Below are 26137 nucleotides of genomic sequence, written 5' to 3'. Positions count from 1 at the left end.
GTCTTTGGGTCACGTTGGTTTGCCTCTGAAGACGTGTGGCAGCCAATGATTGACCTGATTCAGGTCGCCAGGATGTGGGGCAGACGACCTCTCGTTTCGATTGCCTCCTCGCGTTGCCTGATTTGGATCTGTTCAAGCTCCAGTATTTTGCTGTTCAGCCTATCCCGTTGTTCCTTGAGTTGTTTTATCTGGCTGGTCAGGGATGTTGCTGATACTGGCAGGTAGGCGTATGAGAGGTTTTCGACGACTTGGATCCGGTGTTTGGGTACGATGCGCTGGTAATGCCTGACGGCGATTTTCTCCGACATGTGGCCGAGCTCGTCCATGGCCTCCCGCAGGGTGCCGCCCTCAATCATGAGCATGGTCGCATGTGTGGCGCGCAGCGAGTGGAAGGTGATGTCCGGCCTGCCCGCCTTCACACGAGCCTTCCGGAACTGCTGGCTGAGCGTGGTCGGCGACATAATCCCGCCGGGTGACTTGACGGCCGGGAAGAGCATAGCCTCCGGCTCGTCGACGCAGTATCGGTCGATGTGGTCGCGGATGGCCTGGATGAGTCCAGCGGGAATGGGTACGATCCGCATACTGGAGAGGGTTTTCGTCGGGCCGAGCCTGCAGGGGCCGACGTCGTCCGGCCCTCTGCAGACCGAATGCCGCACATGCAGGAGCCTATGGTCCAGATCGATGTCCCGGATCTGCAGGGCGCACACCTCCCCTATCCTCAGTCCGCCCACCAAGAGGCCCAACCAAATGCTCAGCCTGGTGCGCGCGGGCATGGCGCGGGCCAGACTGCCGGCCTGTTCCCGGGTGACCGGCTCCTGCTCACGTCGCTTGGACGGTGCGGGCTCCCTAATCGGCAGGACGAACGGGTTGCTGTCCAGCAGAGCAGGGCCGTAGGTAGAGTTGGAGGCCTCCTCCAGGACCGAGTGCAACACCTGGCATGCCCCGTAAAACGCCCAAGGGCCCTCGGGATGGTCAGCCTCGTACCAAGCCCGCACGTCAGCGGTCGTGATCCCCGCAATCGCCTTCCCCTTGAAGTACGGCAGGAAGTGGGATATGTCCGCTTTCAGGTTCCTCTTCGTCGAACCACGCAGATCCCTTTTCCGATGGCGCAACCACTCCTGCAGATAATCCTCGAACAGTACCTGCCCGCCCTCCTTTGGCCTGGAGTTTCTTTCTGATGGGTGCTGCCAGGCTCGTATTCCCTTCTTGTGCAGTATGACCAGGTAATGCTCTTGTTCTAGCCAGGCATGTGCTTCCGTACTGTATTCCGGCCCGAACTGCCTACTGACCTTCTTGCTGTGGTCAAGTGGATTAGGATACCTGGCAAGCCAGGCGGTGACGCGCCCGTTCCTGTCCTTCTTTGGAAAAACACTCCCCCACGTACTGCGAGTACGGGTCATAACTCCCCTTTCATTCTCATCACTTCTACGGAACAAGACATGAAAGAGAGAACCGCGAGATTGCAAAAGAGTCAATAATTTGGGGGTGTACCTTAAAGTGTACCTATCGAGAAAACGCTGAGAACGCGCGCATCCCGTGATTTTCCTCCTCTGAATAAACTCTTATCAAATGCAAGCGAATAACATGGACGGATATATCAAATATCTCTACTACGAATAGAATTCCTAATAATAAAGCTGTAACGCAACAGACTGCTTGAGGTAAAGGAAAAGCCAACGCTGACTAGCAAAACAGAAACGTTCGAATCGCATCCGGGGCACCCAGTATTTACCAAGGAAGCGGGTATTCAGGATATAGCAGGGTCGCATATTCGTGCATGACCGATAAATCTGCACTTGAAAAAGCACTTGTAGCATTTCCTGGTTCGATCACCTCGATAGGCATCTATCCGAAAGCAGCGCCATCCCTCATAAAACTCACCAGGATCAGGATTCTCCTTAACTGGAATGATAGGGCAGTTGTACACGCCAACGGTGGTTATGGAAACCTTGACGCTTTTATGGATGACCCATCAGCGCTGTCGGCAGTGACCTTGCGCGATCTGGAAGTTTTGAAGCCCCATCTGCCCGAGCACAGCATTAAAGGGTTACGCCTTTTGCATCTGCAATGCCATATAGGCGCTGATACCTTGTCTTGGTGGCGCTTGGGTGCACGAGACGTATATGGCCTGGATTTCTTTCCCACCTCGCTGGATTATGCCAGGAATCTGTCTGAACGAGCCGACGCATCCATAACCTATGTTCAAGGTGATGCTCGCTACGCTACAAGTGCCATGCCCGAGTAGAAAGGTTCATTTGATGTAATCGTCACCAGCACCATCACCTGGCTTCCCGAACTGCAGGACAGGGCTCGTTCAATCGCCTCCCTGCTAGCAGACGGTGGAATATTTATGATCCGCGACAACCATCCCCTGCTTTTCGCCTTGAACAATGAGGGCATGTCAATGGTTCAAGTTTATTTTGGCGGAACGGAAACGACCTATAAGACAAATCAAACCTACACGTCAGCATCCGGCTCGCTCGCAGATGGGACAAAACCTCAGATTACGCACACCATCAATCACAATTGGGCTCATTACTTCCAGGAAATAAGCAGCGCCCTGTTGGCCGGACTGGCTATAGAGACCATCGGCGAGCATAATTTGGACGACTGGCACTCACCGCCAATGCTTAAATACAGTCCTGATCTCAAGGGATGGATCACACACAATCAACCTCAGGTCCCCCTGACCTTCTCGATGACAGCCAGAAAGGAAGCCTGACCGAGCAAGTACGAACACGGTCAGGCTTAGCCTGGCAGCTCGTCCATCGGATTGGCTGCTGCCCCTATTCCTGAGGATAGGAGCAGCAGCATTTCACATCGTACTGGGATGAAGCGCTATCCCTTACCTTCCATCCTGTGCCGACGGGTATGCGGAATCAGCCCGAAACAAACCAGGGCCGACAGCATGCTTAGAGCTGCCATCACTAGGAAGAATTCCGTGTTCGACCCCGTCTCTGAAAGCCTCGAACCCTCAGAACGCTTGTGAGTTCCAGTCTTGTGCTTTACACCGGCACCCTTACCGGGCTTGATGACGGAGCTGTCAGCCGGATCACGAGGCTTGTTGGAAGAGCTGCCGCCAACGGGGCTGACCGTGACTATCCGCTTTTCAGAGGCCTGTTTGCCCCTTGAATTAGCAACCGTGTAGTCGAGCGCATATTGCCCGGCCTTGGCACTATTCACGGACCCCTGTACTTGAATCGCCCCGGTAAGATCACCTTCCAAGGAATCCACTGCAGTGACCCCGGCCTTAGGATCAAAGTTGGAACCCTGATCGATTTTCACATTGGAGGCCCCCGAGATCACGGGCCGCTGCTGCACAGGCACTGGTCCTAGGGGAAGCGAACCCTTTATGGAAATCCAATTAAGTATCGGCCCAGTGCCCGTAGAGGAATCCAAGGTGAAAGTGACTACCTTGTTCCAGCCCTGCGGAATCTTGATCTTTCCTGAGGCGATCGTTCGTCCGCCATCAACGGTCGCGGTCGTCAGTCGATTCTCTGCACGGGATGTTGGAAGACCGTCATAGGAATAGCTGATCACAGTCGGTCTGCTCTGGCTCCACCAATCATGGAAACCGAAGGAAACCTGATGTTCGCCAGGTGCCAGTAGGACCCTGTAAGACAGTTTATCTTTCTTGCCGTTAGCGCCGGCATATATCCCTGACTTATAGGGATCAGCATTGCCGTCAGCCTGTTTTCCAAAGTTACCGGAGGTATTGCCCCACAAATCATCAAAGCCCTGGTCGGCAGACCCATTGGCCAATTTGCCATCAAACAAGGTAGTCAGCGCCTTGTAGGTGGGCGAGGACTCCCCTCCATTGACATCAATGAAATAGGACAGCCCATCTTCCACCTCCTGAATGCTGGCTCTGGCAGGCAGTGTCGTGCCTTCAACGGTGCCCAGCACCTCGGTGGGCGCGTAGAGGGTCAAACTCGACGCATCAATTAGCCAATGTACGGTCCGCTCCTCGCTTTTTCCATTCGCCTTGCTGACACTCACCTTGTCTGGAAGCCCGGGCTGACTGCCCTGCTTGAATGTTCTGATGCCTTGAACCTGTTGGACTGAAACCACCTGGTCGTCATCCTGCGCAGAGACCCCGATCCAACTCAGCAGAGGATCGCCGCCGCCTGTGGATCTTGTCAGGAAGGTCACACTGTCGGCATGCTCCAAGGTGAAAGTGATCGGATCGGTGGCATTCCCGGCCTGAACAGGCACAATATTCGTCTTGTCTATGGTCTTGTCATGGGAAACGACCGAGAACTCAGTTTGGCGCTTGTTGTTCCACCACTCCTGATAGCCCGCCTGCACTGTATAGGTACCTGCTGGCAAATCCGCCTGATACCGTATGTCCTTGCCGGATTTTGCCCAGTAGCCTGTTTCGTAGATACCGTTCTGGCTGGTCTCGTATGCTTCGACATCGGCACCTATGCGGCTGCTCAGACCCCACTTGCCTTGAGCAGTGTATTCCTGGTCGCTGCGGTCTGCATTCATCAGTCGTGGAGCCTTGGTTTTCAGCTTCCGGTAGTAACTCGATTCATTCGAAGGGGCCGAACCCGCGTCAATGAACAGACGGGAGTTTTCCGGATAGATGGAAGCCGTGAAGCTGATAGGCGCATTCTGGTATTCAGGCAGCTTCCCCTTGAACGTCACCTGCCCGTATGGACGGTCCGTGCCAAAGTAGGGCTCCCAGTTGACCGTGGCCTGTCGGATGGCTGTCTGACCGCCCACTCTGATGCCTAGGCTCTTGGGCAGCGCAGCAACAATTCGACTGACCGAACTGCTTTCAGTCGGCAGATTGGCATTGACCACATCGATGGCCTGATACTTGTCCATACCAGACAGTTTCCAGTCCGCAGCCGGCAGCACCTGGACATGCCCGTTCACCAATTGCATCGGTGTCATCACATACCTGGACTGGCTGATGTCATTCCCGGTGTCAGGATTGAACCAGCGGTCGCCCCAATAAAGGAAAACGCCGTGCGCGGGGTCATAGGGGATGACCGAGCTGGATTGGGTTGAGAAGGAATTGGCCGGGTTCTGGTTCCACCCCTCCCCCTTGACGAAAGGCGATCCTACCTCCGAGTAAGGCCCTAGAAAATCGTCACCCTGGCTGACCGCATACTTGTTTTCATTGGGCGCCCAGCCGGTAGTGCCTGAATAGATGATGTAATATCTGCCGTTCCACTTGAACGGAGCCGGCGACTCCTTGCTATTGCTGGCCACGATGTTGTAGGTGTCGCCTGCGGAGACATCGACGCCCTTTTGCTGTCGAGCGTTTGGCTCAACCAGCTTGGTGTAGGTCTTGTCCAGAAGCGAGATGGTCAGATCGCGGTTTTCGTTGCTGGAATACACCAGATAGGCATCATCAACACCGTCATGATTCTGATCCTTGCCGGTGTCCACATACAGGTTCATGTCACGCGCCATGCCAGGGTTACCGGCATTGGCACCGGGACTCATGCGGAAGGATCCCAAGTACTTGTATGGCCCAGCAGGATCGGAACCCTCAGAAATGGCGACTCCGGCCTTTGCCTTGGAATACGTTGCAGTGGCCTCGTTGCCATATCGTGGCCCATCCGCATGGAACCAGATCACCCAGCGTTTGGTGGTCGGGTTATAGACCATCTTGGGACGCTCGAAGACACAGCTGGACTTCTTCGGATCCGATCCGTCGCCCTTCAGAGCCTTCAAATCCCAAAGCAGATAGTCCAAGGCCTGCTGAGGGCCGGAGATGTTGGCATTGGATGTATCCTTGGAGAATGCCTTGAAATCCTGGCCGTAGATGTTCGCGTAATCCGGATCGGATTCAAGGTTGGCCACATTGTAATAACGCTGGTAGACGCGATCAGAGCCCGCCAATTTACCAGCCAGATCCTTGTCGCCCTGGTAGGTCTGAAAGCCCAGCCCCTTATCTACCCAGTTGCACAGATCGTCGGAGTAGTATATCCGCACGCCATGCGCTATCAGACCATCAGTTTTGTCCTCGCCGCACATGACGTAGACATATCCGTCTCCATCCGCATCCAAGCCCCGATCGGCAGCGGGAAGAAGAGCAGCACTGACCCGTTGAATTCCGGCACCATGCGCTTGCAGCAGATCACCCTTGTTGTCAAAAATCCTGTCGCCATTAGTGCCTGTCACGGCAGTGTAATGATAGATGAAGCGCACGGCGGCAAAGGCCTGCTTCAAGTCCTTGCCGGCCTGATCCTTCTCGCCTCTATCGGCAGAGCCTGATCCTAGGACTCCCTCGGCCACAGACCGAGCATGCTTCAACCTGTCCACGTCGTCCTTGTTAGGCTCTGCATGATCATAGGGCGCTGTGCTCTGATCATCGGATCGATGACCTGAAGCCAGTGGCTGCAGATCCTCAACCCTCGTGGTATCCAATATCGTCCGGAGATCATCATCCTGAGCGGTTTTCAGCCGGCTGAATCCGGCGGAACCGGATTGCTCTGTCTTGTCCTGTACGGCCATAGCCGCAGATCCGGGCGATAGGAGTGCCAAGGCGACCACTGCCGCGGCGATTCCCAATATATTTCTTCGATTGAGCTTCATCGCTTTCCTCTTCTCCGCATCATCCCAGATGACGGCGAGCCGCCGCTAATGCTGATCCTGCGCATAGCAGGCAGACTACGATCGCTAGAATCGTTGGCATCACATTCGCGCCGGTCTGACTCAAGGCGCTGCTGCCATCTGAGCCGCCCTCTTGCTTGGCATGAGCGAGGGCTCCTGGACCACGACCCGAGCCGGGCTGTGAATCAGCGTTGCCGACATTGCCATCAACCACATCCACCTGGAAGGTCGCACTGACACCGCGGTAGGTCACGGTCACATTTTTCCTGCCTGGCTGTGCTGAATCAAAACCGCTCACCAGCAATTCAGGGTCGTTGATGCTGATATCCACCTTGACAGGTTCCTCATTCGGCACTGAATACACAGCTTTGACAACCATGCCGGATAAGTCGAGTCGCTCATTGAGCAGATATCGGGTTTTGCTGGGTGGAGTGACCAACAATTTCTGAAGAACGGAAGAAACGTAGTTGACGGTGTACTCGGAGCTCCCGCTGCCGTCAGCCGCTTTTACCGTGATCACATCCTTGCCGCCTAGAACGTTCCTGTCACGTTTGACGGACTCCTCGGCATTGACATGCCTGACCTTCACCGTAGCGGCAGTATCGCGGGCAAAGGCTTGTAGCTTCGGATTGCTTTCCGCGCCGACCGGGAGCTGTACCGTGTAATCAGTCTTGTCAGGAAGGAATCCGTCTATGGTCTTGCCATCCAACCGCAAATCGCCCAAGGCCTTATCAGTGGAGGGCATAGGTTCAGCCTTGACTTGCGCCTGAGTTCCCAGAACCTCGATTTCCGCGACGTTGATATAGACGCCTGTATCCTGCAGGGTGTTCGTCAGACGCAGTGCCTTGGCAACTATGGGTGTAGACATGCGGAAGTCAGCCACAGGAGTGTCCTCATCCGTAGATGTATCCGCACCGGAACCTGGCTGGACATACCAGCCGCTCTTCACGCCGACCCTCTGCCAGACACCCTTGTCGTCCTGATACTCCAAAGTCTGGGACTTAGGCCAGGAAGCACGGCCGTCTCTGAAGAAGGTAGTTTTGACCTCGCTGATGGATTGGAGGTTGTCGAAGGTGAAGGTAGCAACCGGAATCCCCGCCTGGTTCCAAGTGGACCAGCCCTTGTGACCGCTGTCGCCGTCTATGGCCTTTGCAGCCGTCGAACCTTCCTGCACATTCACCTTGAAGTGAGAGCTGGAGGACGGAGCGATATTGTGCACCGGATCAGCCTTGGGAATGGCCCAAGCCTGTATTTCGGAGGCGTTCATGAAGTCCCCCTGCACCGTATTGACAATTCGAGCCTGCCTGGCCTTGACCTGGGCATTGCCCTTGAATGTCACAGTCTGTCCCGGCTTTGGACTCGCAGCTGCTCCCAAGGGAAGCCAGGTGCGACCGTCCAAGCTGTATTCAGCCAGCGCACTGATTGGAGCGTGGTCACCATAGGTGATGACCAGTGAGCCTAAGTCCCGCTCCTGGCCGAAATCTAGAGTGGCAGTGGGCTTGTGTGAGTAATCGCCTGCGGAGTTCCATGTCACCCAGGCCTCTGCGGAGGTATCCCCGTCTGTCAGCTTTTTCCACTGTTCAGCCTTGCCGTATTCGGTTTGCTGATCAGTGACTGTCAGGTTGCTGCTGGTGTCAGCAATGTTCTGCTCTTTGGCCTGCATCAGATAGACCGAGGCTGTCACTGGCAGCCCGCCGTCTCCGACTGACCCCAAGCGTCCTTTGACTGTCAGTCTGTCGCCTGCGTGCGCATCGGCAAGCTGTCCATCCAGTTGGGAAAAGTCCCACTTCACAGCTGTGCGGTCTGCATCCATAGCCTCCGAGGCACCAACGTGCGCATGAACCGGGGCTGCTTTGATTGCATCCTCCACCTGCTGAAGGCTTGCACCAACCATGAGGGTGACAGATACCGGATCAGTTACTGTAAAGTCGCCGATGTAAACCTCAGCCTTGCATGCGATGGAATTGCCAAACACATCGACGGCCTGCCCAGTCACCTGGTACCGACCTTCTTTGCTGATGTCGATCATACTGGTATCCCATTGAACAGGGACCGGAGACCCGAGACCCCAAGGATAGTAGGGAGTGACCGTCGTCGGCATAGTCAAATGTCCGCCTTTTCGGGCCTGAACATAGACCTGCTGCACGCCCGAAGGCTTGGTAGACCTCAGAGTCCATGCCTGGTTTTCACCACCATTGGAAGAATAAAGACCGACCGGCGAACCAGCGGCAGTGGCCTGCCCACTCACTTCAAGTGCGTTCTTACTCGCTGCATTGACCATACTCCATGTGGTTCCATCCTCGGTATTAAATATCCAAGACTGCCGCGGATCTGGATTTGTCGTGTCGATGGAGCCGGCGACCATTCTGCCTTGATCGTTCAATACCTTTTTCCCGGTGGGATCGGTGATCATGAACAGCTTGAGTTCAGGACGTTCTCGCGAGGCTTTGACCTGATGGTAGACGAAGGTCTGTGCTGGGCCACTCTGTGAATCTGCCGCCGGATTCTCAATGGTCAGGCTGCCATCACTCCCGGTTTGAAGAGCACGTCCGGATTGTTGCCCCACAAGCTGGTAGCTCTCACCATCCTGCACGCCTGCCTGATTAGACTGGCCGCTCACACCAGACAGCTGAATGGAGGCGATCGAACGGGCCGGCAATTCAACAGTGGCCGTCTTGGCGACTGTATCGATATGGACTGCTCCCGGACGCTCCTGGTTGGAGTACCCGTTCATGTAATCCATGGTGGCCTCGTAAGGATCGCTTTTGGATTCAGGCGCAGTGGTCAGGAAGAGCTTGCCGCTGGCATTCTTGTCAATGTTTCCATAGTTGGATAGGTCAATGATTAAGCGCTGTTTATTGTCGCTGTCATTGCGATGGATGATGGTTTGCGTCCTATCGTCAGCCGAACGAGCAGTCATATTATCCTTGGTGGCATCGTTGGCTAGGATCGAATCCCCTTCGTGGATAAAGTGGGTGTAGGCCCGGACCGCGTTGTACTTGGAGTTGACTACGACGGAGCAAGGCTTGATGCCTCTGGTCGTACCCCCATTGTTGTCCACAGCACGCTCGGAATACAGTTTTCCGTCACTGCCAGCAACAGTGCAGTCAAAGTCGATCAGGACGGTCCCCCAATTGGTGTTCTCCCCTCTGGGATTGGCTTGATGCCCATTGACATCCTGGTCCCCGGTCGACATATTGTACAGATCCTCGACCACCTGCCAGAAAGTGAAATCCTGCGATTGCAGTGCATAGACATCACTGTTGATCTTGCCTGCCATGCCCAAGCCGTTGTCGAAGCCATAAGGGTTGAATCCCCCGCTCTGCCAGGAGCCGTCTACCTCGCTCATGGACATGACCTTGCCGTCCCCCTGGGCGATGTCCCTGGCCACACGTTGACGATTGGTGCCGTATGAATGCGTGTTGTACTGCCCTATGGCATCACGCACATTCTGCGGATATTGATTATAGGAATCAACAAACTGTCCGGAGTCGGTTGCATCCGTCGCAGAGACCTTGACATCCTTTAAGCCTTCTGACTTGAGCGCCTTGGCCAAGGCCAGCATAGTTTGCTGAGCCTGGGCGTTGTCGACATGCATCCCCTCCTGAGGCTTCTTCACCGCATTTGAATAGGGCGTGACAGACTTGTCCTTATCCGCATAGTATCGATCCCAATAACGTGTGATCAGGGTCTGTTGATCCCTGGACCAAGCGTCCGAGGCCCTTCCGCCCGGCGTCCCCCAGTAGGCCGTCTCCGACTCGTTCAAGGGTTCGACCGTATTGATCTTTACCTTCTTGCCGTTGTCAGCCTTCAACTGATCCAGATGACTTACCACGCTGGCCATGTATGCGGCGAACTTCTCAGGATCCTTGAGGTTGTTGTCTCCGGATCGAAAACCCCCAGTGGCGTACCCATCTTCGGTCATGAACCAGGGGGCTGAATTGGCAAAAGCCTCCAGATGAGTAATGTCGCCGTTCTTGACCCCGCGTTTCAGCCACCATTCCTGCGCCTGAACGGACTCGGCGGCATCGCTCTTAGAAGACTTGGGGCCCCACACATATGAATCCTCCGATGCAGGATCAAAGGCCTGATCCAAGGCATTCCCATCGGACTGTTTGGTCGTCACGCCACCATACAGCCCCTTGCTTCCATCAGGATCTTCCGCCCAATATCCAGGAACTGCCGCCCCCTGGCGCATAAAGGGGTATCCATAAGCCACGTCTGAGGCGTTGCCTCCGCCAATGTTGAAACGGGCCTTATTCAGCCCCAGTCCTTCTTTACCGAAAATACTTGTGTAGAACTTCTCCCGCAGCTGCTTGCCATACTCCAGTGCCTTGGCATCCGTAACGGAGTTTCCGCTGCTGCGGGTAATGGACCCTGGTTCACCGTATTGGCCTGTGGCATTGGCAAACCAGGCCAATGAAGTGCCCCAACCTTGGAAGGGACCATTGGCATACCACGGGTTAGGACGCACCGTCGCTGTTGTTGGGGAGGAAGGCTCGGCATAGGCAGGCATGAGACCGCCTACAGCCGTCGAAGTTGCCGCTGCCGCTATGATAACCGCCATAGTTCGCATGAATTTCATAAGTATGCCTCTTATCCTTCTTCAGACATTGAAGACAAGGAATTGCCGACGTTGCCTCTTCGTTGCACGACAACAATCGAACAGATGACCACTGCTAATGTGGAACATTCTGGTATTGATCATTCTTAAAAAGTCTTACCCGCTTTACGTCTTGTAGAAGACCGCGGGGAGAGCACCACGATGTGCATGAAAAAACCGGCCAGGGAAAGCCAAGGGAATACCCCGGGACCCCTCTGGCCGGTATACCTTATTAAGGAACCTGCTCTACAGCGCTGACTCGATGAGAGCTACCTACTCCTTCACCGTGTAGCCCTGTTGCTTGGCGTAGTTCTGCAGATCCTTCTGCCAAGCAGCGATCCCCTGATCCAATGTGGCCGACTTGGAGGTGAAAGCGGTCATCTTGTCACCGTAGATTCCACGAGCGTAGACCTCAAAGGGCAGGAACTTGTAGCCAGGCAGAACGTTCTTGGCGGCCTGCGACAGGACCTCGTTGAACTTCTGGCCGCCGAAGTAGGCGTTGTCCTTGCCGTCGGCATCCTTCAAGCTGGTCATAGAGAGGAACTCGTTGGACTTCAGCGTGTTGTTGTCAGCCGGGAAAGCGCCGCCATCGACACGGGTCTTAATGCCCTCGGCGTTATGGCAAGCGTATTCCAAGAACTTATATGCAGCCTTGCTCTTGGAATCGTCCTTGGTCTTGATCATAGCCAGCGAAGACCCGCCGTTCTCAGAATTCTCTGTTCCGCCCTTTTCCCAGGTCGGCATCTGCGCCACACGCCACTTGCCGGAGGCATCAGGAGCACCGGACAGCAGGTTGTAGGGCATCCAAGCGCCGGTGAGCAAAGAAGCTATTGATCCGTCATTGAGACCCTTGTTCCAGTCGTCCGACCATCCGGGAATCTTCGTGTTGATCAAGTCCTCGTTGATCATCTTCTGCCAGTAGTCGTCCCACTTCTTGACCTTGGGGTCACCGGTCAGATTGATGGTGACGGTCTTGCCGTCCTTGCTGGTCGCAAAGGGCTTGGCGCCGGCCTGCCAGGTCATGGAATCGAAGAATCCTGCATCGCCTGAGTCCGAGGTGATGTAGGAACCAACAGCCTTGATCTTCTTGGCTGCCTCGTAATACTCATCCCATGTCGTTGGAACCTCGGTCACTCCGGCCTTGTCGAACACTTCCTTGTTGTAGAACAGAGCCATGGGGCCGGAATCCATAGGCAGCGCGTAGACGCCCCCATTCAAATTCACTGAATCCCAAGTGCCTGGCGTGTAGAAGCTCTTGTACCCGGAGGCGCCCATGTCAGACAGATCCTGCAGCTTGTCCTGAGTGGCATATTCGGGCAGTGCATAATACTCGACCTGTGCAAGGTCAGGGGCGCCCTTGTTGGCGGACAGGGCATTGTTCAAGGCCGTGTATTCTTTTTTGTTGGTGCCGACATTGGTGACCTTCACCTTGATGTCGGGATTCTTGGCTTCGAATCCCTTGACTGTCCGAGGAAGAGTCGAATCCCAGGACCAGACCAAGATTTCGGTCTTCCCCCCCTTGCCCGACGCAGAGGAACCGCTGCCCGATCCGCCGCAGCCGGCGAGTCCGAACGCCATGGCCACAGCACCTGTCAGGGCTATGACCTTCGTCATCTTTTCGAACCTCATTGTCCCTATCTCCTTTTCTGTTGTCCTTGGCAACAACGCATGACTACTGATATCTTTCACTGTCCTATGGCTCAAGGCCTATAGCACGGTTTTGGTTTCTTTGGTTTATTCTTTGACGGCTCCTGCGGCGAGGCCGGATTGCCAGTATTTCTGCAGGAGGAGGAAGGCGATGACCAGGGGGATGATGGTGATCAGGCTGCCGGTGATGACCAGGTTCTGGATGGCCTGCCCGCCCGCGGTGCTGGCCTGGTCCTTCCACTGGTTCAATCCGATGGTCAGCGGGTACCAGTCCGCGTCCTTGAGCATGATCAGGGGCAGGAAGTAGTTGTTCCAGGTCGCCACGATCGTGAACAGGGCGCAGGTCACGATCCCCGGCGCCAGCAGGGGCAGGCTGATGGTGCGGAAGGTGCGCCACTCCGAGGCGCCGTCCACGCGCGCCGCCTCCAGCAGCTCCCCGGGCACGGCCTGGTCCGAGAAGATCCACATCAGGTACAGGCCGAAGGGGCTGATCAGGCTGGGGATGATCATGGCCCAGGGCGTGTTGGTCAGCCCCAGCTTCGCGAACAGCAGGAACTGCGGCACCGCCAGCGCGATGCCCGGCACGCTGATCGCGCCCAGCACCACCGCGAACACCGCCTTGCGGCCCGGGAACCGGAACTTGGCCAGCGCGTACCCGCCCATCACCGCCAGCAGCGTGGCGCCGCCCGCGCCCACCACCACGTACATGAGCGTGTTCGCCAGCCAGCGGGCGAAGATCCCGTCCTGGTAGGAGAACACCTCCCGGATGTTGTCCCACAAGGCGAACGAACGGCCCGGCCCCAGGCCGAACGTGCTCGTGAAATCCGCCTGCGTCTTCGTCGCGTTCACCAGCAGGTAGGCGAACGGGAACAGGCAGTACAGGGCGAACACGCCGCACGCCAGCGTCAGCCACACCGACCGGCGCGGATTCGACGGGTTCGAGAACCCGCTCGACGCCGCACGACGCCGCTCAGCCCGCTCGTCCGCCGCCACCCGCCTGGCCCGCGCACGCTCCGCCGCCCGCACCCGGCGGCCCCCAGCATCCAGCACGCTCATCGCATCTGCTCCCTCATGCTCCGCAGCTGCACCGCATACGCCACCAGCATCGTCAACGCCGCCATCACAATGGCCAGCGCAGCCGCATAATTGGACTGATTGCCCGAAAAACTCAGATTATACGCATACATGTTCGGCGTGTAATACGTCGTGATCGCATTGCCCGGCACCATGTTCTGCATCACGCTCGGCTCGTTGAACAGCTGGAAAGAGCCGATGATGCTGAAAATCACCGTGATCGCCAGCGAGCCCCGCAGCTCCGGCAGCTTCACCCGGCGCACCACCTGCCACTCGCTCGCCCCGTCGATCGCCGCCGCCTCGTACAAGGAGCGCGGCACCGTCGACAGCGACGAATAGAAGATCAGCATGTTATACCCCGTGAACTCCCACGTATTGATGTTCCCAATCGCCGCCAGCAGCACCGACGGCTGCAACACGTCCACATGCGTGCCCAGCCACGCGTTCAACGAGCCCACCAGCCCGTACTTCGCCCCGTACATGAACCCCCACACCAAAGCCGACACCACCGCAGGCACCGCATACGGCAGAAACGTCGAAATACGGAAGAACCGCATCCCATGCAGACGCAGCGAATCCAAAGCCAGGGCCATCAACGCCGACAGGCACAGCATGATCGGCACCTGCACCACCGTGAACACCACCACCCGGCGCACCGACGACCAGAACTGCCCGTCAGCCAGCAGACGACGATAATTCGCCAACCCCACAAACACCGTCCCCCCGACCATCCGATGCTGAAACAAGGAAATCCACACCGCATACAACACCGGCACCACAAACACCACCACAAACACCACCGCAAACGGCCCCATAAACAACCAACCACGCCAACGAGAACCCATGTGGCCCCGGGGCGCACTACTCGATTGGGTAGCAGCGCCGCTAGTGACAGCAGCCATATCTGACCTTCTCCCTCGAAGCTCTGCAACAACACAAACAATCAAGCTCCGACCATATCGAACTGCAATGGACGTTCACCGGATGTTTTCGTTACCATAATAGCATGAATCAGAGAATCCAGTATTCTCTTAATCTCTGATATACTGGTGTTTATAAAAAATGGTGTCGCAAACATATTGTCTGCCACCAAGGAGCAACCGACGCTAAGGACGGCAAGCTCCCATGAGCTGGATCAGGTAGGCATGGGACGGAAGAAACAGGTATCGATACAGGACGTCGCACGGTTTGCCGAGGTATCGCCGCAAACGGTGTCGCGAGTCGTCAATGACAGCACGGCTGTGCGCCCCCACACCAGGCAAAAAGTGCTGAACGCCATGGAAGCCTTGGGTTATCGACCGAATTATGCCGCCAGGGCATTGAAACACGGCCGGTTCAACAATATTGGCATCGTCCTGTTCAACATCACCACATTTGGCAATGCGCGCATCCTGGACGGCGCTGTGGAAGCCGCATCAGAATTCGGATATGCGGCGACCGTGCACGTCGTGAACCACTCATCGGAGATTACCTTGGCGGACATCGTAGAGCAAATGAAGCAGCTGCCTGTGGACGGCGTCATCGTGGTGCTTGAACAAAGAGTCGGCGATTTTGATCGTTTCAGACCCAGCAAGGAGCTTCCCGTCGTGCTCATCACCGAGAAGCCTTCCGCTCATTGCCCCACTATCGACGCCGATCAATATGGATGCTCGACTTCGGCCGTCGAATATCTGCTCAACAAAGGCCACCGCACTGTTTACCACATCTCAGGCCCCTCGACTTCACGGGCAGCAGAAAGCCGGGCCAAGGGCTGGAGAGACGTTCTTCAGGCTCATGGCATCCCAGTGCCGCCGACCTATATAGGCGACTGGGAAGCAGACAGCGGATATGAGGCAGGGCGAGCCTTGGCGCATGAAGCTGATTGCACAGCCATCTATGCAGCCAACGACCAGATGGCTTATGGGGCCATTGAAGGCCTCAAGGATTCCGGCAAAAGAGTACCTGAGGATGTCAGCGTGATCGGTGTCGACGATTCTCTGACCGGGACAGTCCCCAGATTGAGCCTGACCACCATGCGCATGGACTTCGAAACCATCGGGCGCGAGGCCTTCGCCAAGGTCAAGCTTCAGTGCGAGGGAGAATACGTTCCTACAAACACCAAGACGCTTATTCCGGCAAAGTTGATTCAGCGCGGCTCGGTCATCGACATCAGCCAGCGTCAGGAATAATCAGGGTAAGGTCAGCGACCCCCTCCCCTAAACCATCCCGATTCAGCATCATTGCCTTGGCCCAAGTAGATGTCAGATCACTGGTGCCTAGCCGGGCAGCAAACAGCCATGGAACGCCGGTTCGACCAACGTGATCTGGCTGCCTTCGACCGCATGCTGGCCTATTTCATCACTCTGAACTCCGATGATTCCTCCCTGGCCGGAAAGAAGTCTCGCTCATGAGCGCAACCCAGGCAAGCCCCCGCAGGGTCATCGGTGCAGTGGTAGCCACTAGCATCATGTCCTTCTGCGGCGTGATCGTGGAAACGGCTATGAACATCACCTTCCCGGCCCTCATGAGCCATTTCAGTATCAGGATCTCCAGCGTGCAATGGATGACCACCCTCTACCTGCTGGTCGTCGTCTCCATCACCCCGCTCTCAGAAACCGCAGTGGAATTAATGTCCAATACCCGAATCATGTCGTGCAGACCAGGGAAAGCCGAGCCCCTCGGGCATCGATCCCAAACAAGCAGGCCAAGTAAGGTTAAGCCTCCGATTCTGATATCAATACTAAGGCGGGGCAGGAGCCATCATGCCCCTGCCCCGCCTTGGAGACCCGAATCGTCAGGATTCCTGCTGCCCATTCTGGTCCGTCAGGTCACCACGACCAGTGACGACCGCGTCAGCCTGCGAGCGCCGACGCAGATAGCGTCTAATGAATAGAACCTCGGCGGCAATCGCGAGTATGGCCGTGAGGACATCCACGCCGATCACCATCTTCTTCCATGCTGGCATGGCATTCGCCTTGGCTCCACCGTCGTCATAGGCACCGCTGTTCACCACCGTGTAGAGGATGTGCTTGCTGGCTTGACGCAGATACTTCACCGAGGACGGGGACTTGGGATTGTCGACAACATTGGGGCCATTCCCGTACGTCGAAAGCATGGCATCAACTCCATTGGGCAGAGCGTTGTCTGCATTCATGAAGCCACGGCCGTCAGCCCCGAAGGAGTCCGTAAGAGCCATGCCTTTGAAACCCCATTCGTTGCGCATGATCGTGTTGATCCACCCCTGTTCTCCGGACCACTTGGTGCCTACGTAGTCCCAGCCGACCATGGTCGCGTCGGCCTTGCCTTGTTTGACGGACATCTCGAAGGGCCGCAGATAGACCTCTCTGGCTGCCTGCTCATTGGACCAGATGCTGACCATCATCGCATTCGAATCATAGAGGGCGAAATGCTTGATATAGGCGTATACACCCTTGGATTTGGCCCCTGCCACTGCATTGGCACCAATGACTCCGGCAAGTTCGCCATCCTCTGAGAAGTACTCAAAGTTTCGGCCGCCAATGGATGTCCTATGAGTGTTCATCGCCGGCGCATACCAGCCAACGATGCCCATCTCACGTGCCATCTTCCCCATGATCTCGCCGTACTGCCGCGCCAGGTCCGCACTCCAAGTATTGGCCAGAACCACTGCTACCGGGAATCCGAGCGAACCCTTCTTGGTGAAGTTGTTGTTGATGGCCGCAGGACCATCCGCATCCGTCGTCGCCACCTTGCCGATGGAGTCGACAGCCGCCGTCTGGAAACCAGCCATCGAGGTGAGATCGGACATGTCCTTGACTGACATCTGATCAAGCAGCTTGTCCCAGCGGGGGTCATCAGCCGACGCGCCGCGCAATTGAGCCAGCTTCAGATGGTTCTTGGCACCCGTGGTGGGCATGGCATCCTGCTTGCGGGTGTATGTAGCCCTGTCGAAGTCAGCGTTCGTATGGTACTGGTCGACATACTTCTTGGGCAGTTCCTTCAGCGCAGGGGCAGTAGTCGCCTGCTCATAGTTGGCGAAATGATCCTTGCGGGATAGATAGTTGACATCGCCGGCAACTTCGTCGATATGATTGGTCGCCACTGTCTTGTCGCTGGGCCTGGGATTGCCTTTTCCATAGACCACGTCCTTATCGACCGTATAGTCCTTGTGGTCGATCACGTGGTGGGAGTCGGACTTGATGGAGATCTCGTAAGCACCGCGTTCAAGCACATAGGCCTTGTGACCCTGATAGTCATAGGAGGCCAGCCGTTCCTTGGGAATGGACACCTTGATGGTCTGGGACTGCTTGGGATCCAGCAGACGGGTCTTTTTCAATGCGATCAGGTTGGCTGTGGCTTTCTCCAGGCCACCGTTGGTGTAAGGCGGATTGGAGTACACCTCGACCGTATCCTTGCCCGAAGCGGATCCGGTATTGGTGACGGTGACGGCGAACCCGAGCGAATCGCCCACGTCCTTGATATCGGACATTTTCTGGCTGAAACTGGTGTAGCTCAGGCCGTAGCCGAATGGGAACTGAACCGTGGAGTCGTAGTCGATGGCACCTTCGGAGGCGGCCGTCTCGTAATACTTGTACCCGACGTAGATGCCCTCCACGTAGTTGATGTATGACGGCTTGAGCTTGAAGGTGACGCCCTTAGCCACCGGCAGGCTGACGGCCTTGCTTTTGAGATTCTCATAGTCCGTGGCTGCGGCATTGTTCCACCACGGCGCCTTGCGCATGTCATAAAGGAAGGTGTCGGTCGTACGTCCAGACGGATTGATGCGACCGGACAGGATTTCCCCCAAGGAATCGAATCCGACATTGCCGGGCGCAGGAACCCATAGGGCGGCACGAATCTGAGGATGATCTCTGAGGAATCCCAACTGCATGGGGTTTGATCCGTTGTAGAGGAAGATGACCTTGTCGAAGTTTTTGCAGACCAGATCGATCATGTCCCGCTCTGTGCGCGACGCCTGCAGATACGATTCCCCTGGTTGGAAGTCTGCATACTTGTCGGAATTGTTGCGGTATTTGTCGGCAGGCAGCTGACTCATGTCCTGGGGCATGTCGTTGTAGCCCTCGCCGCCGACCCTGGCCAGCGTGATCACTGCAGTATCCGAGAAGGCCTTGGCCTTGGCCATGACATCATCGGTGTAGCGGTCGGCAGTGACCTCTGGAAGGGACCAGCCTTTGTTGAAGGTGCTGTTGGATGAATCCCGTTTGCCCAGTTTGGAATAAAGCGAGCTCAACTCATCATTGGTCTGAAAACCGGCCTTATGCAGACCCTCCTTGAGGGATTGGATGTCATAGCTGGCGTTGATGGCGCCCGACCCTGTGCCTCCGTAAACGGGATTCTCCGAGGCCCAGCCAAAGAGGTTGAGCTTCTTGGTGTCGGTGAGCGGCAGAAGGCCATCATCGTTCTTCAGGAGCACGAATCCTTCTCCCGCGATGGATCTAGCCACCTTGCCAGCCTGGGCGGTAGTCGCATCCGAAATCTTCGCCTTCCCTGCAGCATCCGAGTTCATGGACAGATTCAACAGCGTGGACATGGGCCCTGTCAGTATCATGCTGACCACAGCAACCAGAGCCACCAAGGGCACGGCTATGGCATTGGACCGGACCAGTTTGCGGACCGGAACGGACCAAAGATGTGCGAGCGCCGCAACAATAATGGCGGCAATGACGATGAGCGCGAAGACCACCAGATACCATTTGATGGCATCTATGACTCCCACCACGTCAGACCATGCTATCTGGAGCATGCTTAACCTCCTCGTTGAAATGAAGCTCCCATGCGGCCGGACCAAGGCAATGTCACAGCCCCAAAGCCATCAACACAGATAGCCAGGAGACTTCGAAAGTTATGTCTGTAACAGCCAACACTATCGGACGCGCATACAGCCATCAATGTCCAGGCACAACCTGTCATTATGCATGCATGATCTGCGAAGGGACCGGCTGATATTGATAGAGCTGCTCATATTGAATTTCTGACTCATGCCGCCATCTGCCTCTCTAGGCGACGGCTGAAAACTCAGTGCCAGTGCAAGGGCCACCAAGGCCACAGCCATGATGGGGAAGAGATAGACCTGCTGGTTGGACAGATCCATGAAGGCATGGTAGATAAGCATCAACCAGAGGGAGTAGCCGGAGGATCCGCTCCCACCCAGAATCAGGTCGGGCATGGTCGGCGTGAAGAAGGCGAAGGTGATGACGGCATTGATGATGGCATTCAGATTGAAATGCTTGGTCAGCGCCAGGCCTGCGATGACCTGTGCCAGCCAGAACCAACCCGACGGCCAGACCCTTGAGCAGGCGCTGTGACTTCGGGTCTGCAGACGGTGGAGATTGAACGCGTCATGCTAATACCACGCAAACATAGCCAGCATTCGACCACTGATGATACAAGTCGGCAAATATTTGTATACTTTAAATAGAGAGTTAAATCTGTTTCAGCTAATAATCGCTCTTCTAGGTTATGAAACTTAAATCTAATTAACAGTGTCGTGAACCCTCCTCACCTGCCTAAGGAGAACTGATGAAGAAGACAAAGGCTTTTGGACAGACGGACTTTGATCCGGCAGAGGCATCTCAGGGGGATTCCCATGGACGCGTGGGACAGTTGGTGGCATTGCCAGCCCGATTCCATAGCGAAGCAAGGACGGCTGCGGCTATTTGGAAAAACAAATAATTGCCCTGATAGCAGTATTGATGAGCGTGGCACTGTTTTCCGGCTGCCAGGGGGCGAATCAGTCAGAGCCGTCAGTGGAACAGGTCTCCGATTATTTTTCATCTTTGACAAAGTACGACGTTTCTGGTGATGGCAGCGTCAAAACCATCTCTGCAAACAAATCAGGAACCCTGTATGTACTTGCACGGCGGGCCGACCTTAAGCAGGCAAAACCCGAGCAATGCAAGGTAAATGAGCAATCCATGCAGCGATCTTCTTCAAACTTGAATTATCCTGCAGGCGACGGGCAGAATTTCTTCCCATTTGCACAAATCGACATTAAAAAGGGCAACTCGCACAAGCTCTCATGCAACCAGCCAGATGGTGTCGAAATGATTGCATTGCTTGATCCTCACGTTCGAAACCTACCAAAGCAAGCCGCATAATTCCGGTTATTACTTTTCCGCGCTGTTACGACACGTCGATTCCGGCTTTAATCGCTCAAGTCCTATCAGTAAGTGCCTCTATATTCATGAATCGTCTAACCATTCGGTCTTTACTGATTCATAGGCCGATCAGTTTGCCTTGACTAGGCCTTCCTGGATTACGGCTTGAGGTAAAAACAAGATAGGATCTGTAGGTCCAGTCAAGCGAAAGGATACACACCTACAACATCCAGACCTAATTCGAACCAGATTGCATTCTCGGACAAGTACAGCAAACAATGGCTGAAATCCTACTGCGAAAGAATACACTAGCACCTTAGCATCTGCTTGACCCCGGCGGCATCAAAAGCCACCGCCCCGCCGACCTATCCGGTTCCCAGGCGCGGGAGCCGTCCGGCCCAACATCCGATCTTTCCTAGTGTCACTATTGATGTTTCCCTCCAGGCACTATAAAGGGGATGACCGATCAATTTGGCCAACCCAAATAGCTCCAGCGGGATAGGAGACCTACCTAAGCAACCAGTCCAGCTGACACATTCTTAATCAATCACCCAATGCCACAGGCTTGGCCTTGTTGGCAGACAGAATGCCCAACACTATTCATCCAGTCTTCGACCCCAGGATTATACCCCCCTCCGTTCGGTGTTGAGGGTGCTGGTTGCTGGGCCGGTGCTGGGGCTGACCAACTGCCGCCCCGCCCGTAGGACGACGGCCGGTAGGAGGGCGTGTAGCCGCTTCGACTGCTGTTATTGGAGGATGCCGCCTGCTGGGCTTCCAGCTGGTCAGCCTGGCTCTTGGCTTGCACGGAGGCGTTCACCTGGTCGATGGCCACCTGCAAGTCGTTCACAGCATCCTGGTAGGTCTTCGCCTCAGCCCCCTTGACCTGGCCGGCCCGGTCTATAGCCTTCTGCAAGCCGTCACGAGTCGCATTGTCAGCGACCTTCCCCTCCGAATCATCCAGCAGCTTGGCCGCCTCGCCTTTCTTCGCATTCAAGGTCGCCTTCGCAGCATCCAGGACCTTCGCATTCCGGGAAGCCAAAACCGCCCTGGCATCCCTGCCCACAGCAGCATATGCGCCGCTCTCCTGGCGCGCCTTGCCGGCGACAGCGTTCAAAGCATCCGTGGACATGGAAGCCTTGCATTGCACAGTCTGCGGCCTGAGCCCACCGGCTGCCTTCACGCTGCTGGCCAAGGCCCTGACGGCCTGAGCTTCCTTGACCTGATTCTCTCTCACTCCGGATGCTTCGAGGTAAACGGCCATCCGGGCCGGGCCGGTCTTTCCCTGCAGGGCTTTGACAGCCCCACTGCAGGAGTCCAGCGCCGCATCATGCCGACGGGACTCAAACACGCGCCAGCCCACAAGACCAGCCACAACCACAACGGCTACCACGACAGTGACAATCAGCGGAACCATCCACTTCGGATGATGCCCCCCACCCGAAGGTTCTCCGCCATCCTCTCCCTGATACGCCATAAACACTCCTTCTTGCCATCAACCCCTGCCCCGTTTCAGAATCGGTAAATCATGATTTTTGCCGATCATATAAATGCGGGATGGCTGATCAGTCTGTTCATCACGCACGTAAGAAATAGACTACGACGGACAGATCAGCCATCCCGCATCCATCATATGATCGGCAGGAATGCGCCAAAATCTACCGGTTTTAATCCAATTTAGCGATCTTGCGCAACTCGTTAGGTATGGTGATAACCAGATCATCAGGGATCAGGTAGTGGTCGGAGTCCGGCCCTTCGCGCACGTCGACGCCGTGGTCAGTAAGCACCTTGTAGCGTGAACAACTAGAACCACGGACAATGTCCCAGCCTGGCTCCTCGAATGGGACTATGTATCCGCCGTAGTCAGGATTCCTCCAGTTGGAAGTAAGCACAATAGCCCCTTCTAGAGGAGTCACCTTACCTTTGGTAGCCAGGGCTCGCCCGACGGCAATCGCCCCTTGCCCCTTTCTGCCCAGCGCCTTGGCGACTACATAGTATGTAGTCAGCCGAAGAGGCTTTTGACAAGCTAGCGCTTTCACGACCAGCGATACGTTTTTCCAGGACAGGTCCATATCTTTGACCACTCGTTCCACCTCAGCTTTTGACAGACCAGCAGCATCGGAAATAGTCTTGATGGTCGCCTGCTCTTCATAGGCCCGCTTCATAGCCTCATCAAGGTTTCCCCTCGACTCTTCCACTGATTTGATAGCTGTTTCTTTCATTTTTATCGCCTCCAGCACTTATTATATTAGTTGTTTTATACAGTGTCAAAAACTTATTTTGCTCTGGTTCTGCCTCTGTCGGTTGGCCGCAACGCAGACAGAAGAGAGCAGTTATCCCCTCTACAATCCTCGTAACGCAACGATCGGGACCTCACCAGGACCCGTTGAAACAAGTTTGGGCTCATCCAGGTCAAAGAAAGCAGGGGTCTGCCGAGCAGCCATCTAACAGCGCTGATTTAGGACGAGGCAAAGATCATAGAACTGGAAAGGATCCGGAGCTGATCTGAAAGAAAGACGAAGCTCCCTGGGAGCAGTTCCTCGAAAACGACGACCTTGACTGGATGCAGGAGCAAGATTCTCAGTCGGACGTTGATCCGCGGCAGGATACCGGCACGGACGACGATCAGGATCTGCTCGTCATGGCCGAGATCGACAACGACTGGGGGTCCGACCAGGACGACAAGGACCAGCCTGGATTACACCCGCGCCCGCCCAGCTAGGCAGCCGCCAGCCTCCCCACCACCATGAATCACAAGAACGGCAACCGCGCCTGTAAGTCTTCACCACTGCCCCAACTTTGGCCGCGACGGAGATCCGCAGGTCGGTCACCCACTCGTCCCCGGCGGTGGCATTGATGCCAGAAGTGACCTGATTAGTCACCTTTTGCACGCGTTGAAGCTCCTTGGGCAACGTCTCGGTAGTGACTGTTGGGCGGGAATCTCTGTGCACTTCGAACTAGATGTTTGCATCATCCAGATCTGGATCCATGCTGTAGAACACCATTTAACCCGGGACATTATTGAGAGTTCCTTTGGGAAAGTGATATCTTATGCTGAAATTGCTCATACCGTTGGCTATTACTATTCAGCCAAGATGCTGGTAACCCCTGGTTTCACCCTCGTAGGTATTGGTTCCAGCATTATTGAAGATGCCTTGTGATTCAAGTCCTCAGCGATGAAATGCACCCCGGTAACGTACTGACCTACCGATATCATTCGCTGCCATCAGGAAAAGACCATAGTCCTTGAGCTGAGTCCCGAAACCCTCGTAGGAAAAGAATATCCATCGTCAAAGAGCGTCAAGGCTTCTAGTCATTCTCTACTCTTGAATTCCAGACAAACAATCAGTCTGTGAAGCAACATTCTGACCAACCTTAAGTCAAGAATGAGCCCGCGTTATCTCAATGGTTAACGAATAGAGAGCAGGTGGATCTGTTTCTGCTTGAATGCATCCTCTTTAAAAGCAAGGCGTTGGTTGATGATCTGTAGTAGATAGCCGACAACAAGTGAAGGAATGCATGCAGAGCAGATATTCGAACTATAAATGCTGGCTTCGCCAATATCCTTCACCACTGTCCAGAAGACAACTAAGAGTACTATACCCAGAAGGGGTTAAGCAGCAGTACGAATCCACCATCTGGCCCAAGACCGCCCAACTCGACCATGAACGACATCATATAAATAGCAAAATAAGGCAACTATTTCGACCGACTCCATAAACGTAAAACACATACAAGGCGCCAGTAGATTCAGCAAAGCTGCAGATTCCTTTTTGATGATTCAATTTTACTAGCTTGTCAGCAAATAGATTAACAAAATCAATTTCAGAAATTGTAAGGCAAAAAGCATAGAGGCTGTGGGCAGCAAAAGACAAATCGACAGTCACGTCCATAGGCGTTATGAGGGTTAGAAAAAGACAAACTAGAAGAACTAGCGGTAAAATATAGGTTATTGCGATCATGAGACGGTAACTCAGATGCGAGACCAAGCTAGCTTGCAAGATAAACATCAATACGATCAAAATACCTGCCAGAACGGCGATCACAATATCGTTGATAAAGCTTATCGCCTCTGCTTTCTTCGAACGACTCTTCCCTTTCAACTTCACGCTATCCCTGAATCGATCAAGCACTCGTCCTTGTACGCTCGGTACGATCGTCCTGCGTGCTCCCCATTTTCGTGCAGCCCTTCTTCGAGCTTTTCTGCTTCGTACTATCTTTCTATCCATACGCTTACGATACGTTGATCAATTATTTGGAAATAGACAAAACATATTAACGGACAGATGTTGTTCTCAAGAGTCAGATCTTGCGCAAAATGGTGATTCAAAGTCCACCGGACTCGGCAGATCGGCAGGCATGGACACAGCTAAAACGCGGACACACATTGAACGCCACCACGCGCGCAATCTATCCTTTATCCACTTCAACCAGGACAGCACCGAGGGTACCAAGCAAACAACACCCCAGAACTTTTCGAGAGGATGCATCAGCAAAAACAGCGTGTGAGAAGTTGTCTATCGTAACCAACTAGGCATCAAAAGGATGAGGGATACATCAGTGTCTGAAGAGGAGTACCCCCCCCCCTCCGCCAGTCAACTAGTTCCCAGCAGCCATTATCAGCGTAGGAGGCTTACAATCTGGGCCTGTGTTGACAACTAGTACAGGCAATTTGGAATCGGGAATGCAGCGAACAGCCTTATGTCCACCCAAGCGATATTCGAAATGACACCTGAGGTTCTCACTAGTATCAAGTTCGGCGGCATATCTGGTACCGGCCTTTACCGAAACACCGACGGTACCCGGAGCATCACCGACCCGCCTCGCGACGCAGGATCTGTCGACATGACCATCGACTGAACCTTAGACCGAGCCTTACAGACGACCGCACTAATGGGATACATCTGGGAGACATCTTGGTATAGGCATCTCCTTCAACTTCTCACGACGGAATCGGCGCTGTCGGAAAAGAAGCAGATTAATACCGGTTTCTCAAGTGAAGGGCTTCAACTCGATGCAGCTACTTGGCATAAACGGAAATGCGTTCACCCACATGTTTGCCTGACTCGGCCTCATCCACCACAGCAATTGCATAATCGGCATAGCTGATGAAACTCTCCCCCTTGGCATTTGTCGTCAATTCTTCGCCTGCACCCGTATGAACCGG

At 55.0% G+C, this 26137-nt stretch carries 17 protein-coding genes; 7 read left to right on the top strand and 10 right to left on the bottom strand.

The window, feature by feature from the left end; all coding sequences use genetic code 11:
- Nucleotides 1–59: 59 nt before the first annotated feature.
- Entirely contained in the window at nucleotides 60–1214 is a 1155-nt protein-coding gene (locus tag QRX40_RS05210; protein ID WP_396184415.1) for a tyrosine-type recombinase/integrase, read from the bottom strand.
- A 563-nt stretch (nucleotides 1215–1777) separates the two neighbouring features.
- On the opposite strand from QRX40_RS05210, the gene QRX40_RS05205 reads away from it, so the two are divergent.
- Nucleotides 1778–2245 (top strand): class I SAM-dependent methyltransferase, encoded by a 468-nt coding sequence (locus QRX40_RS05205; protein ID WP_313836785.1) that lies wholly within the window; start codon nucleotides 1778–1780, stop codon nucleotides 2243–2245.
- Nucleotides 2246–2350: 105 nt separating this feature from the next.
- Nucleotides 2351–2722: a hypothetical protein gene (locus QRX40_RS05200; RefSeq protein WP_313836783.1), complete on the top strand. Its 372-nt coding sequence runs from the start codon at nucleotides 2351–2353 to the stop codon at nucleotides 2720–2722.
- A 116-nt stretch (nucleotides 2723–2838) separates the two neighbouring features.
- On the opposite strand, the gene QRX40_RS05195 is transcribed toward QRX40_RS05200, so the two are convergent.
- The 5 genes from QRX40_RS05195 to QRX40_RS05175 all read right to left on the bottom strand — a co-directional run bounded on the left by QRX40_RS05195 (nucleotide 2839) and on the right by QRX40_RS05175 (nucleotide 14799).
- Complete coding sequence (locus tag QRX40_RS05195; protein WP_313836781.1) at nucleotides 2839–6282, bottom strand: immunoglobulin-like domain-containing protein; 3444 nt, start codon at nucleotides 6280–6282, stop codon at nucleotides 2839–2841.
- A gap of 292 nt (nucleotides 6283–6574) precedes the next feature.
- On the bottom strand, nucleotides 6575–11140 hold the full coding sequence (locus QRX40_RS05190; protein ID WP_313836780.1) for a discoidin domain-containing protein: 4566 nt from the start codon (nucleotides 11138–11140) through the stop codon (nucleotides 6575–6577).
- A 309-nt stretch (nucleotides 11141–11449) separates the two neighbouring features.
- Complete coding sequence (locus QRX40_RS05185; protein ID WP_313836778.1) at nucleotides 11450–12805, bottom strand: extracellular solute-binding protein; 1356 nt, start codon at nucleotides 12803–12805, stop codon at nucleotides 11450–11452.
- 105 nt (nucleotides 12806–12910) lie between these two features.
- Complete coding sequence (locus tag QRX40_RS05180) at nucleotides 12911–13879, bottom strand: carbohydrate ABC transporter permease (RefSeq protein WP_313836777.1); 969 nt, start codon at nucleotides 13877–13879, stop codon at nucleotides 12911–12913.
- The gene (locus QRX40_RS05175) at nucleotides 13876–14799 is read right to left on the bottom strand and encodes a carbohydrate ABC transporter permease (RefSeq protein ID WP_396184353.1); all 924 of its coding nucleotides are present in this window, start codon (nucleotides 14797–14799) and stop codon (nucleotides 13876–13878) included. Before QRX40_RS05175 ends, QRX40_RS05180 begins: the two co-directional genes overlap by 4 nt.
- A gap of 243 nt (nucleotides 14800–15042) precedes the next feature.
- Here QRX40_RS05175 and QRX40_RS05170 point away from each other — a divergent pair, with 243 nt between their 5' ends.
- A complete protein-coding gene (locus tag QRX40_RS05170) occupies nucleotides 15043–16065 on the top strand; it encodes a LacI family DNA-binding transcriptional regulator (protein WP_313836776.1) in 1023 nt (340 codons plus the stop codon).
- A 605-nt stretch (nucleotides 16066–16670) separates the two neighbouring features.
- On the opposite strand, the gene QRX40_RS05165 is transcribed toward QRX40_RS05170, so the two are convergent.
- Entirely contained in the window at nucleotides 16671–19619 is a 2949-nt protein-coding gene (locus QRX40_RS05165) for a glycoside hydrolase family 3 N-terminal domain-containing protein (RefSeq protein WP_313836774.1), read from the bottom strand.
- 421 nt (nucleotides 19620–20040) lie between these two features.
- Here QRX40_RS05165 and QRX40_RS05160 point away from each other — a divergent pair, with 421 nt between their 5' ends.
- From QRX40_RS05160 to QRX40_RS05150, 3 genes are all read left to right on the top strand, one after another.
- Nucleotides 20041–20181 (top strand): hypothetical protein, encoded by a 141-nt coding sequence (locus QRX40_RS05160; RefSeq protein WP_313836773.1) that lies wholly within the window; start codon nucleotides 20041–20043, stop codon nucleotides 20179–20181.
- A gap of 214 nt (nucleotides 20182–20395) precedes the next feature.
- Entirely contained in the window at nucleotides 20396–20548 is a 153-nt protein-coding gene (locus QRX40_RS05155) for a hypothetical protein (RefSeq protein WP_313836772.1), read from the top strand.
- A 20-nt stretch (nucleotides 20549–20568) separates the two neighbouring features.
- Nucleotides 20569–20973 (top strand): hypothetical protein, encoded by a 405-nt coding sequence (locus QRX40_RS05150; RefSeq protein WP_313836771.1) that lies wholly within the window; start codon nucleotides 20569–20571, stop codon nucleotides 20971–20973.
- 547 nt (nucleotides 20974–21520) lie between these two features.
- On the opposite strand, the gene QRX40_RS05145 is transcribed toward QRX40_RS05150, so the two are convergent.
- Both QRX40_RS05145 and QRX40_RS05140 read right to left on the bottom strand, forming a co-directional pair.
- A complete protein-coding gene (locus tag QRX40_RS05145) occupies nucleotides 21521–22447 on the bottom strand; it encodes a hypothetical protein (RefSeq protein WP_313836769.1) in 927 nt (308 codons plus the stop codon).
- 190 nt (nucleotides 22448–22637) lie between these two features.
- Nucleotides 22638–23192, bottom strand: a complete 555-nt coding sequence (locus QRX40_RS05140) for a hypothetical protein (RefSeq protein ID WP_313836767.1) — start codon at nucleotides 23190–23192, stop codon at nucleotides 22638–22640.
- Nucleotides 23193–23533: 341 nt separating this feature from the next.
- On the opposite strand from QRX40_RS05140, the gene QRX40_RS05135 reads away from it, so the two are divergent.
- The gene (locus QRX40_RS05135) at nucleotides 23534–23692 is read left to right on the top strand and encodes a hypothetical protein (RefSeq protein ID WP_313836766.1); all 159 of its coding nucleotides are present in this window, start codon (nucleotides 23534–23536) and stop codon (nucleotides 23690–23692) included.
- A gap of 952 nt (nucleotides 23693–24644) precedes the next feature.
- Here QRX40_RS05135 and QRX40_RS05130 read toward each other — a convergent pair.
- Entirely contained in the window at nucleotides 24645–25103 is a 459-nt protein-coding gene (locus QRX40_RS05130) for a hypothetical protein (RefSeq protein ID WP_313836764.1), read from the bottom strand.
- Between the last annotated feature and the right edge of the window lie 1034 nt (nucleotides 25104–26137).

The organism is Bifidobacterium sp. H6bp9, assembly GCF_032193695.1.
Classification (GTDB): domain Bacteria; phylum Actinomycetota; class Actinomycetes; order Actinomycetales; family Bifidobacteriaceae; genus Bombiscardovia; species Bombiscardovia kimbladii.
This window is presented reverse-complemented; position numbering and strand designations above follow the sequence as displayed.